The following is a 17,470-nucleotide window of genomic DNA, read 5'->3' as shown; positions in this document are numbered from 1 at the left end:
TGGGCTCCTTGCGGCCATTCTCCGCAGGTTGCTTGAACGTCAGCTCGGCCATACGAGCGATCTGCGCGACCAGAAAACCTACTTCGACCACTTCCCCAACGGGCTTTCAAAAACCTGTACCGCTTTCTCCCTGAGCACCCTGACAGCAACTGGTCGCCTCTGGTCCCCGGTCTTCCGAAACTGCACAATCACATCAATCATTGAGCGGCAATATTCAAGGATCTCGGAATAGGTCAGCCCGGTATCTGCCTGCATTACCATCAACGCCAAACGAGAAAGCGCAGATTCCGGCGAGGCCGCATGCAAGGTCGAGATCCCACCCGGATGGCCCGAGTTGACGGCGGACAGGAAATCATAGGCTTCCGCACCGCGCAGCTCCCCCATGATGATCCGTTCCGGCCGGAACCGCAGGCAGGCTTTCAGAAGATCGCTGCTCGATGCGTTCTTGTTTACCACCAGAGACACCGCATTGGGCTGGCTGGGTCGGATCTCCAGCACGTCTTCAATGGTCATGATCCGCTCTGAATGGTCGACTTCGCCAAGACAGGCGCGCAACCAGGTCGTTTTGCCGGAGGATGTCCCGCCCGATAGCAGGATGTTCCATTTGGCCTTGACGGCCATTCGCAGAAAATCACCAAAACCCTTGTTCTCGTAGGCGTCGAAAACAGCTTCATCGGCGGGATCAACGCCGGATTTCAGATCACCCATGTTGGCGTCCAGGTCAGGCAAGCCCTGCATCAGATCATCGAGCGAAAGTTGCTTTGCCACGGCCCGGCGCAAGGCAAATGCTACGCCAGCCTCAACGGCAGGTTTGACCGCGACCTGCGCCCGCCACAATGACCCGTCGATTTCAAACTGCGACCCGGCCAGCGGTGTTTTTTCTGAAATGGGATTACCGCCAGCCAGGTCATGTGCAAGCGCCTCTGCATCATCCTCACCCATAGGCTGGTCCAGCTGGCGCATGGCAGGCTCACCACTGAGCTCGATCCAGATTCTGCCATCCGGATTCAGGACGATTTCAGACAGGAGAGGATCGGAGAGCAATTGCCCTCCGAACACCCGATTGAGCGTGCTTTCCAGATGACGGCTCATCGGCTGAGACCTCGATCACCTTTGGCGCGTTCTTCCCGTTCCCGACGCCGTTGATCTTGCACGACCGGATCACGGTCAATCTGTCGATCGACGTGTCTAACATCCCAGGCCGTGCGGGTGACATTGACGCGCTCCGGCTCATCGGTCTCCGGGTTCCGGCGTGACCGGGTGACTTCTTCTTTGCCCGCTTTGACGAACGTGGCCTTGTCACCGATAGAGATGTTGTTGCGGGTCATCTGGTCTTGCAGAGCGGTGCCCCAGATTCGTTCCGGCTCATCTTTGCCCTCGACCTTCATATCCACATAGAAAGATTTGCTATTCGGATCGTCGGGGCGCACCAGAGCCTCTTTGGCATCTACGATGACACCCGTGACGCCGGTTTCAACGGAGACCTCCTGGCGGACCGTACGGTCCTGCTGGCCTTTTTCTTCGGGCCGTTCAGGGGACGCATCCCTTTTGATACGCGCAGCCTCTTGCAGTGGTTCAAGCCCACGTTGTGCCTCACGCGGTGCGCGCTCGATGTCGGTGGCTTTCCAGGCACGACGGTTTGCCTCGATGTTCTTCTCTTCGCCGGTCTTTGGATCGACCTTGCTGACCGTCACTCTCTTGTACCCGTCATGGGCAAGCGTAGCCGTGTCACCGATGTTGAGATTTTCACGCTGCATCAGGTCGGGCAGATCGACGCCCCAGACGCGGAAAGGCTTGTCGCGCCCATCCACCTTCAGATCGACATATGGCGAGAGGCTGTCTTTCTCGTCGTCTTTGTAGAGCGCAGACCCGGCATTGACGATCTGCCCGCGCACGCCCGCGTCCAGGTCGGGACGTTGCGGGGCTGAACTGATGGCTTTGACATTTGGGGCCTGCCCTTGCTGTTCACGGCCCGGTCGCGCTTCGCCTTCAACACGATCCGGTGCGCGGCCTGCCACACGCTCCTGCACCCGGTCCTCAATCTCAAGCAAACGTCCACCAATCGCGGCCCGATCAAAACCCTGCCCCTTCATGGCCTGGATTTCATCCTGAACGCCGGTCTTGATCTTCTCCTGCAGGAAGTCTTCTCCCCTGCCCTCGGCAAAGGCCCGGTTGATGTCGCGGATCTCGCCACGGGCATCACGGTAGATCTCAGAAGCATCCTTATACGCGGTCTTCATGTCGACCCGCGCCTGGTTCTCGCTGAGGGAATGCGCGTTCGCCAAGGTCCGCACGTCCCGTTCGAACCAGTTCTCGCGCGTCTGCCGGTCTACATCAGCGCCATTGCGGATGCGCGACAAGACCAGATCGCCATTGATGCCCATCGCTTCGAACCGCTCGGCCACTTGCCGGTCGGCATCTTTCAGCACCGCATTGGTGGCCGCGCTGCGTGGATCGTTTGCATCAGCGCGTGGGTCTCCCCGCTCTTGTCCGATAGGCTGGGTGCGCGTGGGATCGGCTGCGTCCCGTTCTGCTGCACGACGCTGGCGTGTCGGATCAACGTCATCGCGGCCCACCTCAACCTCATCGTCGCGTTCCAGGCGCTTGCCAAAGAACGTCCTGGTCTCTTCATCCATAAGCGGCTCATAGTCCCGCAGGACACGAGAAATCGCGGCCTCTGTCTGGCTGCGCTTGTCCTCGTCCTCCATGGCTTCGGCCTTGTCCGTCATGCCCTGGATAAAGGTGCGGATGTCGCTGCCGATGGCTTTCATCTCACTGTCGATGGCCGGGGCTTGTGCCGGGTCCATCTGGTTGGCGACTTGCGTATTCATGTCGATTTCCTCTGATCTGAGAACCCCGCCCCGCAACAGGATTTTGGCTGCGCCGAGTACAGCCGTTGAAAAAGTGCCCAAGGTCTCGGCTCGCCCTGGGTATTGGGTTGTGAAAATGCCCTGACCCATCCCGGCCTGATGCGACTGGAGGGTTTCGCCAAGGGCGGCATATTCCGCGTTCCGCTGATCCTTCATCGTCTGTAGCTGGTCCGGCGTGATCGGCCGTTGTCGACCGACACCAAAGAATGGAAACCCGCTGCGCTGCTCTGGGGCTGGACGCTCGCGCAGATCGCGACCATCGCGGCGCGCATGGATGCGCGCGCTGCTGTCCCGCTCGGGGCGCAGATTGCGGCTGAACCTGCTGGTCGCTGTCAGGACAATGCCAACGTCCCGCGCTGTCTCGACCTGCAGATTGCGCAGATCCTGCATCGTGATGCCATAACGACCAAGGTGCAGAGCCTTACGCGATGCCCCTGCCCGGCTTATGATCAGATGCGTATGCGGATGGCCCGTATCGTCATGATGGGCCATCACGTATTTGTAGCGATCGCCAAACTCACCGTTGGTCAGCCGCTCCCCAAAACTGCGCGCGGCCTGCTTGGCCGCTTCCCGGTCTGTATCCTTCGGGTAAGACAGGATCATGTGATAGGTGTAGTTTGTTGTGCGCGTATCCATTCGGGCCCAATCCTTCGCCCACTCACTTTGCACATCCCGCAGCGCTTCCATCCCATGCGTCAGCTCGCCGGTGTCGCCCCGCTCCATCTCAACTGTGCCTTTGCGGGTGATGTAAGATAGCTGGCCTCCCAGCCGGCCGGACGCGGTGATGCCACCACTGCGGACAATTTTCACCACAGCCTGATTGGTCAGAAGCGTATTGGCGATCATGCCGGCTGGCCCGCTCGATGCGCTTTGTCGATGTGCCGGACGGTGCCGCGAACGCGCGGGGTTCTGACCATGCCGCGGCTTCAGGTTCGGAATGAGCTGCAACTCTCCAAAGAGCGCATCCCAAGCCGGGTCATATGCCGTTGTCAGGCTGGTCATGTTTTGACCTTCACCTTCGGCGATACACGCGCCGCACGCTGTTTCTCAGCCAGCCGTTCAATCTCAAGCGCACGGGTCAAAGACCGCTCATGGGCCGCATCGGAATAGTCTTCAAACAGCTGGCGCAGGGCGCGCACTTCCAGCTTCATCGCCTCAAGCTGATCTTCGGTGTGCTTGTTGAGCCGAAACTTGCCGGCATTGGCCGCACGGGTCATCTGATTGAGGTTGTTCGCCATACCAACCAGCTGCACCAGGTGCGCATTAAACTTCTTGGCTACGAGCTCTTCTTTCGTTGGAATGCCAAAAGCCACACGCAGGCACATACGCACCAAACCGGTAACGCTGCGCAGCTGCAAAACCTTCCTACGCTGCTCAAGGAACGCCCATTCGTCCTCGTCAAAGCGCATGGATTTTACGACGGATTTTGAAATGCCAGACGGCATCGGGGCGGCTCTCCTCGATCAGAAATCGGGCGAGGCCCCCGCAGGCCGCGCATATGTAGGTTCAAGTGTAGGTAGAAAAGGTGGTCGACTGCAAGTCCAGAAGAATGTGGGTACTACATTCTCCATAATCCCGCAAAGTAAGCGTATAGTGTGGTCGATCTGGTGCGGGAGACTCGACTATTTGCCCCATGCCGCTCACCATTTTCCGCTTGGCAACGGGTCGGTGGCAATAGTCTTTGTGTTGCCGCCTTTTGGCAGGTTGTGATTGCCAGACGGCAACTGGCACCATGCAGAATACAAGCGGCAATTGCCAGTCCATCGCAAACCACTGGGCACGTGGCAAATGCCTGCTGACAATAGCAAATTGGCCTTCTAGGTGGTTGGTTCTTGATGATTGCTTAGAAAAGCAATAGCGTTGAGATCAGCGCGGGTGCGGGATCGCGTGATAACTTGAAATCGCGAGCCCGGTTGTGGCACGCCGCTGCGCGGCGTGGCTTTCGGGCGCAGACCCGGAGACCAAATTGAAAATCTATGCCGCTGTAAACTCCAAGGGCGGGGCTGGGAAATCTTCCATGCTCGTCGCCTTTGCCTCCGCCTTGCACCATCAGGGAAAACGGGTGCGTGTCCTCGACCTAGACTCGCAAGGTACACTCTCGGAATGGTTGAATCCGAACAACGGACTGGAACCGATCCCCGCCGATGAACTTCTGATCGAGGCCGGGCAGTTTTCCAAGGATGATGCTGAGAATGCCCGACTGGCCTATGCCCACATCCTTGAGGCGGAAAAAGCCGGTGGCTTCGACTATCTGCTGATCGACACCAAGGGCGAACCCAGCATGACCGCCGCTATGGCGATGGCTGTCGCAGACATGGTGCTGTGCCCGTCTGATGGCTCATCGGCGGAATACAATCCAATCATGGTCACATACAGATCGTGTGAAGCTGCATTGAAGCAGATCGGCAGCACGGCTGATGCGAAAGACAAATTCCGGATCGTCTTCACCCGGCAATCCATCGCGCAGTCAGCCGGTATTCAGAAAGGCAAGCAGGCGCTGGAAAAGCGGTTCCGCTGTGTCGGCGGAATCGCCGACACAGCCGCCATGGATGACGCGCTTCGGAGCGGGACAACGATCGGGCGGTTGATGGGCTTTGCTGAAGAAGCCAAGGAACAGGCTGAGACGCAAACGGCCAGGTCGAATGCGCGCCGCATGGCGGATCGCTGCAACAAAGCGTTGAGCAATGCAGATTTTGTGCTGAATGCCCTCAAGGAAAGCGAGGTCCAGCATGTCGCGGCCTAAGAGCATAGACAGCCTGCTTGCAGGGTCCGCATCTGATATCGCGCCGACGGTGACGGATCTGAACAAGCGGGAACAAACCACACAGGCGGCTGAACCGAAGCCCGAACCTGCCGAAGAGCAGGCGACGAAACCCAAAAATCCTAAACCAGTCGACACACCGCCAAAGAAAAAGGCCCCTGCCCGTTCCAGTGAGCTTAGCGCCGAAGGTCAACCAATCAGGGTTCAAATTTCTACTTCAGACGGGAGTGAGATTGCGGCAGCACTGGAAGAGGTCCGCAGCAACATACCTGCAGCATTCCAGAAGAACTTTAACCTTGGCGCTTTTTTTAAAGAGGTCCTGCAGGACAATGATGCAGAAATCGCCGTGATGATCCGCAACAACTTGAATGGGGGCGCACAATGAGCAAACGCAAAAGCACTACCAAGGAACAAAAAATTGAACGTACCCCTATCCGGTTTCAGATTTCGGCACCGGAAGGCGGTCATGTCGAAAGGGAGTTGCTGGATTTGCTGGCAGGTGTCCCCCAACCGCTAAGAGCGAGTGTGAACGTCGGACGTTTGTTCCGGCAAGTCATGTTGGAAAACGATAAGGAAATTGCCAAGATGATCCGAACAACGATGCAGCGCGAACAAGTACACTGATCCCGTTTTGTTTGGTCTGTGCGACGCTCAAACGTCACGCTGGCGGTCAAGGCACCGCTGACCGAGGGTTACCCACAGGCTGACGCTGAGATATTTGGTGTCTCTGCTTACAGCCTGCTCCGGTCAGGCCAATTTCGCCCAAGGTTGAAATTGACCAGACTGGGTAACCCTCGGCCCCGCAAACGGAGGGGACATTCCGTCACTCTTGGGTCAGTGAAGGCTGTTGGGATTGAACAAGCCAGGGAAAGGGCTGACATTGCGCGCGTGGGATTACCCTTTGGATATTGTCCGGCTCAAATGTGATGTTTGCGGACGGTACGGCCAATATCGAAAAGATCAGTTCATTGAAATGGTCGGCGCCAGCACGTCATTGCCCGAGGCGCGATACATCATCGCCAAGGATTGCCCCCGCGAAAAGAACGGGCTGGCCCTGCACAACCGTTGCGGGGTCAGCTATCCAGACCTGTCGAAACTGAGAGACAAGACTTAGCTCAGCCTCAAAAGAGGCTGAGCTGGTCGCCTTGGATTGCCGGGCCATCGCCTAGCTCTTTGATGCGCTCTTTGCGGTCCGCCGCGTCTTGCGCGGCCTTTTCAGCGGCGGCTTGGGTCTGCGCTTCATGCTCGGCGCGTTGCTTGGCAAAGGGATCGCCATTGGCGGCAAAGAACACCGGTGCGGCAGCGGTGTATGCGCCGGTGTAGGTCTCCAAGCTGAGGCTGTTGCCATGAATGACCTGCCCGGCCAGCCCGCGCGCAGTGAGTTGCAAATAGGCCATGTGGTAGGTCGCACGTGACAACTCGGTTGCACGGAACCAGACACTTGTTTCAAGTTCCAGCCCCATACCTTCGATAGTATCGGCCACGGCCAGCAACATGCCGCCTGCCCCGGCGGCGGGTTCATCAATCGTTATGAACCCTTCTGCCTCGATGGTCACTTTGGCATCGGTCAAGGTCATTTCCGCCATCATGCGCGACACTTCGTAGGGCGTGAAAAACTGTCCTAGCTTGGCGTCCAGAACGCCAAGTTCACCCGCCACCATTCCGAGAAAATCGCACCCGCCGCTGCCGATCGTACCCGCCATAATTGCCAGTAATTCCGGCATCCGGCGAATGTCGTCTTTGTTGCGATAGCGCCCGACCACCTCTATATACTGCGCCTCAAGGGCGTCTCTTTGCGTTTCATCAGGGCAGGCGCGTTTTGCCAGTGCACAATAGGACAATTCGCAAAAATCGCGGAAAACCTCGCTGCGGTGCTTGGACGGGTCAAGCGCGTTGATGATCCGCACAAAATCAGTGACGGCGGGTGTCATGATTTGGGTTGGCCGTAAAGCGCTTGTGCTGCGTCATTGATGGCAACGAAAGCGGCCCGCGAAAGCACCTTGTGATCCTCTGTTGCGATTTCTGGCATTTTCATGAAAGCGGCGCAGTCTTCACGGAACGACTGGTAACGTACGGGATCATTGAGAAACTCGGCATTCCGGGCGGCGCTGCGAACCAAGTCCATCAGGTCTGCAACCCATGCCTCATAGACCATGCCGCAATTGGTGGCGGCGAAGCCTTGCCGGACCATTGTCATTGCTTTGCGATGGGCTGCGTTGTGCTGAACCTTCTGCCAATAGGCGGGGTCGTTCGGGTTCTGGATGACGATATCAGCCATGTTTGGCCTTTCTTTCGTGGTGATGCGGTGGCCGATCTGCGCCCGACCTGTCCGCTTGCGGTTTGCTGTGGACACAGCAGGCCAAGGAAACGGCCTGCTGGACTGCCATCGACACCCGCACCCCTCCGCGTTTCTCTCCGCGAAGGAGGGGGGCCGATGGAAAAGATCCGTTTCTGATCTGAGGACTGGGGGTCAGGCTGAAATTGGGCAAATTTGGGAGGGGCCCGCGCGGGACGCGTGGGAGGAACCGGGATTTTCACGATTTCTGCTTGAGGCGCATGGAAAGAGGAATGGGAGCCGCGCTCTGGCGCGGGTCTCTCTTTGCGCCCTCCCCCTGGACCGGATCAGATACGAGAGCTTTTCGGCCCCCTGACGCTCGGGGAAAAACAGCGCAGCTGACCGCCCCCAGGCGGGCAGCGATCACAAAAGGAAAGAATGCCGGGGCTGGGGTGAGAGGGCGCAGCCCGTTGATCCCCTGCCCCGTCGACCGGATCATGCGATCCGCGCCTCCTGCGCGCGATCTCACAACACTGAACAGCGGCCTTCCAAACCGGAAGGCTGTCGCGGCACGCGAAGAGGGGCGGCGTTTCCGCCGCCCCCAAGGCCCGGTGGGGCTTAGACTTGATCACCCCCTTCCTCGGATTCCTTGGCTTTGGGCAGGAAGGCCGCCAGCTCGGTAACAGCGACGGGGAAGTCGAGCTTGATGGAGAGGAAGACTTCGCCGGTGTCGTTCTTGGTGTTTTCGAACACTGCGCCAACGCGGCGAAAGCTGGTGTGATCCTGGCCGTCTTTTTTGTAGGTGACGGGAACTGTGAGGACGAAAGTGGTCATGTCGTGATCTCCTTTGTTTCGATGGCTTGAAAAGAGCCGATCGCACCAGGACAGGGCGCAAGCTGAAACTCGGAGGGTCCGCGCGTCGCGTGGAAACCGTTTTTCTGCTTGCCGGAGCGCAGCGAAGGGAACGCACTGGCCGCGATCTGCGACAAGCCCATCAATAAGAAACAAAGGGGGTCAGTTCAGACATGACTTGCGGCATGCGTCCCTGCACCCGTCTCATCAAATACCGGCCCCGACATACTGCACAGAGCGGCGCCGTGTTCGAAAACAGCAGGCGGCAACAACTGCGCTGCCTGTCATCCGTCAAGTGGCGGCACCGAGCCCGAAGACGGTACCGGGGATTTGTGCAAATCTCTGGCCCCAACCGGAAATGCCACGGGGCGAAAACACTGCTCTGACGGTCAAAAAACAGCCCGCCGAAGCGGGCCAGTTGTTCTCACCACGAACGAGAATTAGAAAGTAAAGGGGAATAGGAAACTTTTACCCGTCACGAGATTTGCTGAGCACGCCATCTTCGGTGATGGCACTGACGTTGGATGCTGTACGTCGGGAGACTGTCACACCGTCGCCAGACATATGGGCTTCCGCATAGTCAGTCCGTTTGAACACCGACCCATCGGCGTCTACGGTGGTTTCGTCAGCCTCGGTCTGACGCGTGACCGACCCGTCATGTCCGATCTTGATATAAACATCGTCAGCCGTGCGAACCATGACAGAGTAGGCGTCAACCTGAACGCCCTGCCAACAGACCTCACAATCCCGGCGCAGCACGATCTTATCGGCGCGAACCTTGATTTGAACGTCTTCGCTGGCCGACTTGTTAGCGCTCTTGACGACAAGAAATGTTTCCTGCTCGCTCGGATCGGAATGGATCGACGCGCTGGCATTTTTTGGGGGCCAGACCTTCGCCTGATCGCGCTTGCGCCCGGACTGGTCTTTGTGAAAACCGATATAGAGTTGCGCCGATTTCCAAACGCGTTGCACGGCACTGCCGATGCTGCCGGAATCATTTGTCTTGGTCATGGTCTCGCCTCCAGCTTCTTCTTTTGATTGCACTGAACTGTTGGGATCAACGTAGCATTGCATCGTCTCTCCGCGCGGTCCAGTTGTCTCCTTCACGGATGCAGTCTTGCTCCCGTCGCAACTTTGCAGCGCGGTTGTTACGGTGTGGCAGGGCGCTTGCGCACCCTGCCCCGTCGCTCAGCCCATGTCCTCGGGCAGCCATGTGTCGATCCGCTTCTCCGCCGCCTTGCTCAGTTGCATGGCTGCGCGGGTGTCGGGGTCGTTGAACAGCGCGTCCAGCTTCTTGCGCTTGTCACCAACCTTGAGGCTTTCGAAAGTGTTCACCTGATAGTTGCCCGCCTTCAAACCCAGAACCGTGCGCCAGATTTCATTGAGGTATGGCCCAGCGATGCGGCTGAAGAAATTGTCGAAATTGGGCGTCCAGACCGCACGGATATCGGTCTTGACCTCCTTGTCGATCAGCGCTTTCAGCACCTTGTCGCCGCCGCTCAACAGACCCGTCAGATGGCGGATCAACTCAGCCTGCACGTGGTCGGCACCTTTCTTGCGGAAGGCCCGGAACGCCTTCGCCAGATCACGGTCAAAAGCATCACCGTCCCATTCGGTTGGCGTTGTCAGCCGCTCATCCAGCGCGTAGCCCGCCTCCTGCGTCGTCGGCCAGTTCGGCACATCCGTCTCACTCAAGCCGATGGGACTGCTGTATCGCGCACCGCCCGAAACCTGAAACGCCAGCAAGGCCAGGATCAAATCAGGATTATTGATCGCCGCATGTTGCCGCGCTCCTGTGACCACACGGGCGAGGTCGTCCTGCAAAGCCTGCGACATGCGCGGTTTTGCGGGCGCATCGACGTTACTGACGTCCTCCTTGTGCTTCGATACTGCCAGCACGCCTGCCTCGACCGCCGCGCTTTTGTCCTCCGGCTTGACCAAACCTTCAATGACGTTCAACTCACCGGAATTGCTGACATAGAGGATGATCCCGGCACAATCTTTCTGAACGTCCGAATAGGCCCCATCCAAGATGGTTTGCAGCATCTGCAATTCAGCCTCGCCTGCAGCGTCCAACACTTCACCCTCCGCAAGTTCGGCCAACTCATCGTAGCGCTCGGCCTGTTCTGCGGTCAGCTCACCCGGCTCGGCATAGATGCGGGCGCATTTCATCTGTTCGATGTCGTAACCACCGAAATGAGTGTCACCAACAACCTCGGCCCATTTCCAGCCCTGCTCCTGCCGGATGGTACGCGCAGCAACGGCCAGCTTGTCAGCAAAGCACTGGTCAAGGATTGCCTCATCGTCCAGCAACGTCTTTTCGGCAAAGAGGTCGCCAGAAACACGGCCACCCGCCGCCTTGTAGGCGTCCAGACCAACATAGACTGCCCGCCGATCCGTCACATTGACGGCATCCGGTTTCAGCATGTGCTTGATCTGGTATTCGGACAGGTAGCCTTTCCGGGCCTGTTCCAGAACCTCAAGGATCAGGTCTGTATCATTGCAGATAGTGAACGCCGCTGCTTCGCCAAGATTGATTTCCTTTGCCGCCAGCGCCTCGATCACCTGTTCGGGCAGGCTTGCCAGTTTCAGGCGCTTGTAGACATGGGCCTCGGTCACAGCAAAGGCGCGGGCGATGCCAGATGCGGGCGCACCGGCCTTGTCCATCGCACCATAGGCGCGGATTTCATCTGCCGGTGACAGGTCTTTGCGGCTGATGTTCTCGGCGGTTGCCCATGTCTGAGCGGTTTCCACATCCGGCGCGATCATCACCAATGGGTTCGCCAGTTCAGGGCGGATGCTGGCGAGGTTCGGGTGTTTCTCAGCCAGATGTTGCAGGGCGCGCAGGCGTCGGCCACCGGCGACGATTTCAGCGCCGCCCTTGTCGTCGGCCAAACCGGCAATGCTCTGGATCAGGCCAGCGGTCCAGACGGACTCGGCCAGTTCGATAATCTCACCCTCCGGCACGGTCTGGCGCGGATTCATCGGCGAAAGCGTCAGCGATGCCAGCGGAAAGCGGGCCTCGGTCGCGGTGATCTTCGTTTGCTTGGTCATAGGGGTAACCCTTTTCAGGTGGTGAAATTTTGTGCTATGGGTGCCCTACCCCATTCGGGGTAGAGCGAGGCCGCTTAGGCGGCGGCGTGACGTTTCAAGAAGGCGCGGGCGATCTTGCCGGATAGGCCGCCCTTCTTGAGGTTCTTCCAAGCCAACTTGCGTTGACGCTCAATGGTATATGGATTCATGTTCTCACCTCCTTTCCTGCGCGGGTTGCGCGGCCAGCCCAAACCCGTTGGGCCGGGCTGAACTCAGTAATCGCTCGGAAAAAGGATGGTCAGGACGCGGCGCGTATCAGCCAGCGAGGTCGGGTGTTCTGCCCCACCATCATAGGTGCGGTTATAAAGGTCGATCTTCCACCAGACCGTTTTGCCCTGCACGTCCATGAAGCCCATTTCGCGCGAGCCGTAGGGGTCGTTGTCCTTGGTGAAACCGTCATAGGCTTGGACCGCTTCAAGGCACGCGGCCAAAAACTCCGGCCCTTCATCGTCAATCGCCGTGGTAAAGACCCACTGGCCGCTGCCGCCTGCGGGTTCACGGCGACGGAAAGCGTCATTCTGTTCTGCCAGCCGCGCGCAAACCTGCGACTGCGTCATGGTTGTTTCTGCAATCTGAATAACCATTGTTGATCTCTCTTTCGTGGTGATGCGGTGGCCGATCTGCGCCCGACCTCTCCGCGTGTGATTTCGTTTGAACACAGCAGGCCAAGGAAACGGCCTGATGGACTGCCATCGACACCCGCACCCCTCCGCGTTTTTCCCCGGAAAGGAGGGGGGCCGATGGAAAAGATCCGTTTCTGATCTGAGGACTGGGGGTCAGGCTGAAATTGGGCGAATTTGGGAGGGGCCCGCGCGCACGGCGCGTGGGAGGAACCGGGATTTTCGCGATTTCTGCTTGAGGCGCATGGAAAGAGAAGTGTGAGCCGCGCCCTGGCGCGGCTCTCTCTTTGCGCCCTCCCCCTGGACCGGATCAGATACGAGAGATTTTCGGCCCCCTGACGCTCGGGGAAAACAAGCGCAGCAGACCGCCCGGCGGTCTGCTATCGCAATATGTGTAGTGTCAGGGCCGGGGTGAGCGCGCTTTGGCGCGTCGAGCCCCTGCCCTGTCTAATGATCTATGTGAGCCGTGCGGCACGCGCGGCTTCCTCATTACTATTGTAGGAGCTACGGCTGCATGATGCCGATGCGCAAGATTGACATCCCTAAACTCAAGGCCACGATTGCTGATATCTAAATGAGAGGAGAGTTGGGATGGGTTACATAGATGGGTTTGTCATCGCTGTGCCAACAGCAAACAAACAAAAGTTCATTGATCACGCCAATAAGGCCGATAGCGTGTTCACTGACCTTGGTGCAACGCGGGTGATTGAATGCTGGGGCGATGATGTGCCTGACGGTAAGGTCACCGACTTTCGCAGAGCCGTGCAAGCCAGGGACGAAGAGACGATCGTCTTGTCCTGGGTCGAATGGCCCGACAAGACAACCCGTGACGCGGCGATGAAAACCATGACTGACTGGATGGAAAACCCGGAATCTGGAGACCCCCGCATGGACCCAGTAAAAAACCCAATGCCGTTTGACGGCACGCGCCTGATCTTTGGCGGGTTCTCCCCAATCGTTGAGCTTTGACAGGAAGGTCAGAATTTTCCCGACGTTGACGAGGGGTTCACGATGCTGCGGGGCGGCCCGCCGAACTACAGCATGTCGAAATTGGCCCACCGGCTGGAACCAGGGACTGGGGCACGAGACAACAGGCTCGGGATTTGGCAAGTGCCTGGATGCGTCTCGGCTGCAATTCGTACTCGGCACCGCCTGCCAGTTGGGTAAGTTGTGACGTCAATCCCCATGCCAGGACCGTTCTGAAAAAGAGCCCTCTCTTCGTTTCACCGCAAGATACCAGATGTGGTGCATCACAGCCCGGTCGACACAACATACTTGCTTTTGAGCCCTGTTTGTTCTAATCTGGACCCATGCTGCTTGAGGGGAATTTCCATGCTTGATTACGCGGATTCTGAGACACCCACTGCACTGCCGGCCACACCTAAACAGATCGCATTTGCCCGCCGGATTGCAGAGCAACAGAACCTCGTCTTACCTTGGGAGATTCAGCAGGACCGTAAGCTCATCAGCGCGTGGATTGATACCCAGCTTGCTGCGCCGCGCAATCACGACACGCGTCCGAGCTCAAAACAAGTGGCCTTCGCCGAGCGTATTGCCCGGATCAAACGCCGCGATGTCCCGGATGAGTGTTATCGTGACCGCAAAACGATGACCCACTGGATCGACAGCAACAAACCTTGACGCGTTCAGGCAGGCTGAGCCATCAGGGGTCACGTTGGGCTCCGATGGAAAGCGCTCTGGTCGTATCATAACGGGGTTGACGGGCGCGGCCCTGATAGCGTCCCTTGTGGGCATGACGATAGATGAAAACAAGGTGGATGACGCAGTTCTGGCGTTGCTTTGGCTGACGCTGCATGACGAGCGGCGTGCCTGGAAGGGGTTCGATTGGGACACGCTCGATCGCTTGCACCAGAAAGGGCTGATCCTGGACCCTAAAGGCAAGGTGAAGTCGGTGGTGTTGACCGAGGACGGGCTGCGCCGATCACAAGCGCTCTTTACGGAGCTCTTTGTACAAAAGCCCAGGCAATAACCACTTCGCTACATGACCACCAAAGCAATCTGCACCAACGCTGGTCTGACATCTGGCTGACGGCTGCAATCTGCGCTAGGTCGCACCTGTTCGGTAATTGATGAAGAAGGGCGCAGGTCCATGGGACATGATCTTGACAGGCTCATAGGGTTCATCACCCGCGACGAGGTTTGGCACGAGCGGCTTGCAGATGTTCTGGATGAACATTTCATGCCAGCTCTCGAAACATTCGATCTCGACTTCGAAGATCTGGGGGATCTGCTGGGCGACGATTGGCCAATGGTCTTGTGGGGCGGCGGGCTGGAAGACTTGCTGGGCAGGACATTTGGACCAGACAATGAAAACGCCGCCGATGTCTATCTCACGCAGCGGGGATCGAAGGAAAACGCCCAGACCCGCGCCTACATCGCCGGGTTGCGGGATGCCCCCGTCAGCCTCTACGAGGTCAGCGCAATCGTACCGGGCAAATCAATGGTGCTGAGGGACCTGCTTTTGGACGGTGACCCTGTCACTGTCAGGGAGCAAAGCGCCACGCAGATGTTGCAACAGTGGGATCGTATTGCTGTTCGGGTTGTCAGGCAGGGCGATCACAACGTAATCTCTGGCGCTCTGCTCCCGTTCGACGCAAATGCTGTTGCGATGCTCGAAGATGGGCTTCGGACCGTCCTGAAACTGAACGCCGAAGATGAGCTAAGACTGACACGGGATCAGCTACGGCGCTCCGTACCACTCTTTGCAAATGCCTGGCTCTTCGCACATCTGCCAAGCCTGCTGGACCCGGAACTGCCTCAGATCAGCAACAGCGATGGCGACGACCTGGTTTTTCATGAGCTGCGCTTCCCCTTCGCCACCGGGGTTACTCAAAACCGAGTTTCAGAGAGACTGTTGCAGGCCGCTGAACTCGTGGCCTCCGGTCAGAAAGAATGGACATGGCTAGCTTTGGACAACGCGAGCGGCACGCGACGCGCGACCGGCCTGGTCCTGGACAAGTCGATGTCCGGTGCTGCGGTCCTCGGATCTCTATTCCTGAAAGGCAGGGCGCTGACCCTGTCTGTAGATTCCGTTGCCAGTGCGAGACGCGGCGAAGCATATATCCTTGAGCTGCTGGGTGATCTGGTGAAGCCGCCGCTGACAGCGATCCAGACCGTCGAACAGATGATGGCAGAGGACAACCCGGAGACTGGACCCGCTGTAGACGAGGACATCCCCCCTGCCCTTGCCAGACAACTCGCTCACGCGCAGCTCGACCGCCACTACCGTGACACGCTCGACCAGCTGATCCCCGCGCTGGGTGACAAGACCCCGCGCCAGGCCGTTCGCAGTTCCAAGGGCAAGAAAGCGGTGATTGACTGGCTGAAGACAATCGAAAACCGCAGCGCACGGCAGACAGGGTCCCCCGTTGCGGACTATGATTTCAGCTGGATGTGGGACGAGCTTGGCCTCTCGGAATACCGGAAATGATCCGGCTCGCCGATGAGATCCGACTTGCGTTTGGGAAATCGGTTCTCCAGACGGCGGACATCACAGCGTGATGCAAGCCGACCAAAGGTTCTTCAAGTGCCGGGCGATTGCAAAGACTCATGTCCGTCCTTGCCACAGAACCCTGCTAAAACGGCCCTATTGTTCGCCGGTGATTTCGACCTTGCCCACAACCCTGGCACCGCTCTCGGTTTCCATAGTCCGGGCAACGACATCAGCCTGAACGACTGAACTCGAGGCAAGCTTCAGATCGTCGCATTTTAGGCTGCCATTGTGCTTGCCTTCTATCGTGATCTTTTTGGCCGACAACGCGCCAGCGACGGATCCGTTCAATTGAACAGTAATCGAGTCAGCGCTGACATCCCCAACCACATTGCCTTTGACGTCAACACCTCCTCCGCTTGACTTGACGTTGCCTTCGATTGTCAGGTCTTCTTCAACTATTGAGCCGGCCACATCAACATCCTCTGTCTGAGATAGCGGCGACCATAAAACGGACGCTGGAATTTGACCACCAGCGGCGAAGGCGATTTTTTATCGTGAGCGAAAAAGGACCGAGTTCAAATTCAATTTGTCATGGTCGGCCCATTGCGGTCACTCGGAACGACGTTGGAATATTGCGTTTGCAGCCCACATTGCAGCCATTCACAGCGAGCGCAAATGTGCGGTCGCCATGCTAGTTATTGGCAACCGCGCGCTTTGAGGAGCCAATCCGTCTTTTTGCCAGCAGCCCCACAGATTTCTTCCTAAACCCCAATCGGCTGTCCCAAATTGGATCCGTGCCAAGCCTCAACGAAGTCTTGCACGATTTGCTGTCATAGCTTGCCGTGCCAACTTTGAAGTGTTGAGCAAGGATAATTGCCCCACGTAATGGCTCGATGTCATAGCCTCTGTAGAACCGAATGCTTTGGAAATCCTGGTTCCCCCAAGGCCTTAGGTCGGGCCCTGGGTATAAGAAGGATGCATTGATAAGGCTGCCAGCTACAGATCCAGCTCTTTCATCTGTCACTCTGCAATTGGGATAGTTACCCGCCTGCCTCAGGGCGTTGATCCAGTTTTTGAATTCCCATTTTCCAGTGGGTTCCTTCACTTCAAATGCCAGAACCCAGGGCTCAGTCTCAGATTGCGAAACCGCGACAACGTCGGCCCTTAGTACTTCATCGAAGCCCATTAGAGTCAGTTGACACTCCTCGATACAGTAGAAGCTGCCGCCCAAGTGAGAGATCAACTCATTGCGCTTTCCTGCCTCAATATCCATTTGGTGCTTCTCAAAATAGTTTCTATGACTTTATTACATGCAAACCATTTCGCCTGGCTGCAGCCACGGGGCTACAAGAAAACTCTTTGTCTCGCACCGATGGCACAAAGTCCACGATCAATGGAAGCTGGGGTACTCTAATTTTTTTCCAGGGTATTAGGGTTGGGGACCGGTGTGAGAGGCCAAAAACGCTCATCCACGAAATGGTATTTAGACTTGGGCCTGCTAAATTACGCAGACGGCATTGGCAATAATCACTAATTCGTGTTCCA

The 17,470-nt window shown here is 57.7% G+C and carries 19 protein-coding genes; 8 read left to right on the top strand and 11 right to left on the bottom strand.

The genetic code is table 11. The features are described 5' to 3' along the window. Positions 1 to 78 precede the first annotated feature (78 nt). Genes AC2FFA_RS18440 through AC2FFA_RS18430 form a run of 3 tightly spaced genes read right to left on the bottom strand, consistent with a single transcriptional unit; the run spans position 79 to position 4,315 of the window. Positions 79 to 1,092, bottom strand: coding sequence for an ATPase, T2SS/T4P/T4SS family (locus AC2FFA_RS18440; RefSeq protein ID WP_496852695.1), 1,014 nt, complete (start codon positions 1,090 to 1,092; stop codon positions 79 to 81). Continuing rightward, the gene (locus AC2FFA_RS18435) at positions 1,089 to 3,872 is read right to left on the bottom strand and encodes a relaxase/mobilization nuclease domain-containing protein (protein ID WP_496852694.1); all 2,784 of its coding nucleotides are present in this window, start codon (positions 3,870 to 3,872) and stop codon (positions 1,089 to 1,091) included. The genes AC2FFA_RS18440 and AC2FFA_RS18435 overlap by 4 nt, the downstream gene beginning before the upstream one ends. Further along, the gene (locus AC2FFA_RS18430; protein ID WP_496852693.1) at positions 3,869 to 4,315 is read right to left on the bottom strand and encodes a MobC family plasmid mobilization relaxosome protein; all 447 of its coding nucleotides are present in this window, start codon (positions 4,313 to 4,315) and stop codon (positions 3,869 to 3,871) included. The genes AC2FFA_RS18435 and AC2FFA_RS18430 overlap by 4 nt, the downstream gene beginning before the upstream one ends. A gap of 521 nt (positions 4,316 to 4,836) precedes the next feature. On the opposite strand from AC2FFA_RS18430, the gene AC2FFA_RS18425 reads away from it, so the two are divergent. The 4 genes from AC2FFA_RS18425 (at position 4,837) to AC2FFA_RS18410 (ending at position 6,745) form a co-directional block, all read left to right on the top strand. Further along, complete coding sequence (locus tag AC2FFA_RS18425; RefSeq protein WP_496852692.1) at positions 4,837 to 5,613, top strand: ParA family protein; 777 nt, start codon at positions 4,837 to 4,839, stop codon at positions 5,611 to 5,613. A gap of 49 nt (positions 5,614 to 5,662) precedes the next feature. After that, positions 5,663 to 6,016, top strand: coding sequence for a hypothetical protein (locus tag AC2FFA_RS18420; RefSeq protein ID WP_496852691.1), 354 nt, complete (start codon positions 5,663 to 5,665; stop codon positions 6,014 to 6,016). Beyond that, positions 6,013 to 6,255 (top strand): hypothetical protein, encoded by a 243-nt coding sequence (locus AC2FFA_RS18415; RefSeq protein WP_496852690.1) that lies wholly within the window; start codon positions 6,013 to 6,015, stop codon positions 6,253 to 6,255. The genes AC2FFA_RS18420 and AC2FFA_RS18415 overlap by 4 nt, the downstream gene beginning before the upstream one ends. A 229-nt stretch (positions 6,256 to 6,484) precedes the next feature. Next, positions 6,485 to 6,745, top strand: coding sequence for a hypothetical protein (locus tag AC2FFA_RS18410; protein ID WP_496852689.1), 261 nt, complete (start codon positions 6,485 to 6,487; stop codon positions 6,743 to 6,745). A 7-nt stretch (positions 6,746 to 6,752) separates the two neighbouring features. Here AC2FFA_RS18410 and AC2FFA_RS18405 read toward each other — a convergent pair whose 3' ends face one another. The 6 genes from AC2FFA_RS18405 to AC2FFA_RS18380 all read right to left on the bottom strand — a co-directional run bounded on the left by AC2FFA_RS18405 (position 6,753) and on the right by AC2FFA_RS18380 (position 12,435). Then, positions 6,753 to 7,562, bottom strand: coding sequence for an N-6 DNA methylase (locus tag AC2FFA_RS18405; protein WP_496852688.1), 810 nt, complete (start codon positions 7,560 to 7,562; stop codon positions 6,753 to 6,755). Next, complete coding sequence (locus tag AC2FFA_RS18400; RefSeq protein ID WP_496852687.1) at positions 7,559 to 7,909, bottom strand: hypothetical protein; 351 nt, start codon at positions 7,907 to 7,909, stop codon at positions 7,559 to 7,561. Before AC2FFA_RS18400 ends, AC2FFA_RS18405 begins: the two co-directional genes overlap by 4 nt. Positions 7,910 to 8,524: 615 nt before the next feature. Beyond that, positions 8,525 to 8,740, bottom strand: a complete 216-nt coding sequence (locus AC2FFA_RS18395) for a hypothetical protein (RefSeq protein WP_496852686.1) — start codon at positions 8,738 to 8,740, stop codon at positions 8,525 to 8,527. 486 nt (positions 8,741 to 9,226) lie between these two features. After that, complete coding sequence (locus AC2FFA_RS18390) at positions 9,227 to 9,769, bottom strand: hypothetical protein (protein ID WP_496852685.1); 543 nt, start codon at positions 9,767 to 9,769, stop codon at positions 9,227 to 9,229. Between the two features lie 177 nt (positions 9,770 to 9,946). Then, positions 9,947 to 11,812, bottom strand: coding sequence for a ParB/RepB/Spo0J family partition protein (locus AC2FFA_RS18385; RefSeq protein ID WP_496852684.1), 1,866 nt, complete (start codon positions 11,810 to 11,812; stop codon positions 9,947 to 9,949). Between the two features lie 251 nt (positions 11,813 to 12,063). Further along, positions 12,064 to 12,435, bottom strand: a complete 372-nt coding sequence (locus AC2FFA_RS18380; RefSeq protein ID WP_496852683.1) for a DUF3768 domain-containing protein — start codon at positions 12,433 to 12,435, stop codon at positions 12,064 to 12,066. A gap of 627 nt (positions 12,436 to 13,062) precedes the next feature. Between AC2FFA_RS18380 and AC2FFA_RS18375 the strand changes: the two genes are divergently transcribed. The 4 genes from AC2FFA_RS18375 (at position 13,063) to AC2FFA_RS18360 (ending at position 15,922) form a co-directional block, all read left to right on the top strand. After that, entirely contained in the window at positions 13,063 to 13,440 is a 378-nt protein-coding gene (locus tag AC2FFA_RS18375) for a DUF1428 domain-containing protein (RefSeq protein WP_496852682.1), read from the top strand. 363 nt (positions 13,441 to 13,803) lie between these two features. Further along, a complete protein-coding gene (locus AC2FFA_RS18370; RefSeq protein ID WP_496852681.1) occupies positions 13,804 to 14,112 on the top strand; it encodes a hypothetical protein in 309 nt (102 codons plus the stop codon). Between the two features lie 34 nt (positions 14,113 to 14,146). After that, the gene (locus AC2FFA_RS18365; RefSeq protein ID WP_496852680.1) at positions 14,147 to 14,461 is read left to right on the top strand and encodes a DUF6429 family protein; all 315 of its coding nucleotides are present in this window, start codon (positions 14,147 to 14,149) and stop codon (positions 14,459 to 14,461) included. A 120-nt stretch (positions 14,462 to 14,581) separates the two neighbouring features. Continuing rightward, the gene (locus AC2FFA_RS18360; protein WP_496852679.1) at positions 14,582 to 15,922 is read left to right on the top strand and encodes a DUF7986 domain-containing protein; all 1,341 of its coding nucleotides are present in this window, start codon (positions 14,582 to 14,584) and stop codon (positions 15,920 to 15,922) included. A gap of 156 nt (positions 15,923 to 16,078) precedes the next feature. Here AC2FFA_RS18360 and AC2FFA_RS18355 read toward each other — a convergent pair whose 3' ends face one another. Both AC2FFA_RS18355 and AC2FFA_RS18350 read right to left on the bottom strand, forming a co-directional pair. Beyond that, a complete protein-coding gene (locus tag AC2FFA_RS18355; protein WP_496852678.1) occupies positions 16,079 to 16,396 on the bottom strand; it encodes a bactofilin family protein in 318 nt (105 codons plus the stop codon). A 220-nt stretch (positions 16,397 to 16,616) separates the two neighbouring features. Further along, complete coding sequence (locus AC2FFA_RS18350) at positions 16,617 to 17,198, bottom strand: hypothetical protein (protein WP_496852677.1); 582 nt, start codon at positions 17,196 to 17,198, stop codon at positions 16,617 to 16,619. Between the last annotated feature and the right edge of the window lie 272 nt (positions 17,199 to 17,470).

It is taken from the genome of Ruegeria sp. YTSB088, from assembly GCF_059609825.1.
The sequence above is the reverse complement of the archived record's forward strand: the minus strand, read 5'-3'. Positions and strand labels throughout refer to the sequence as shown.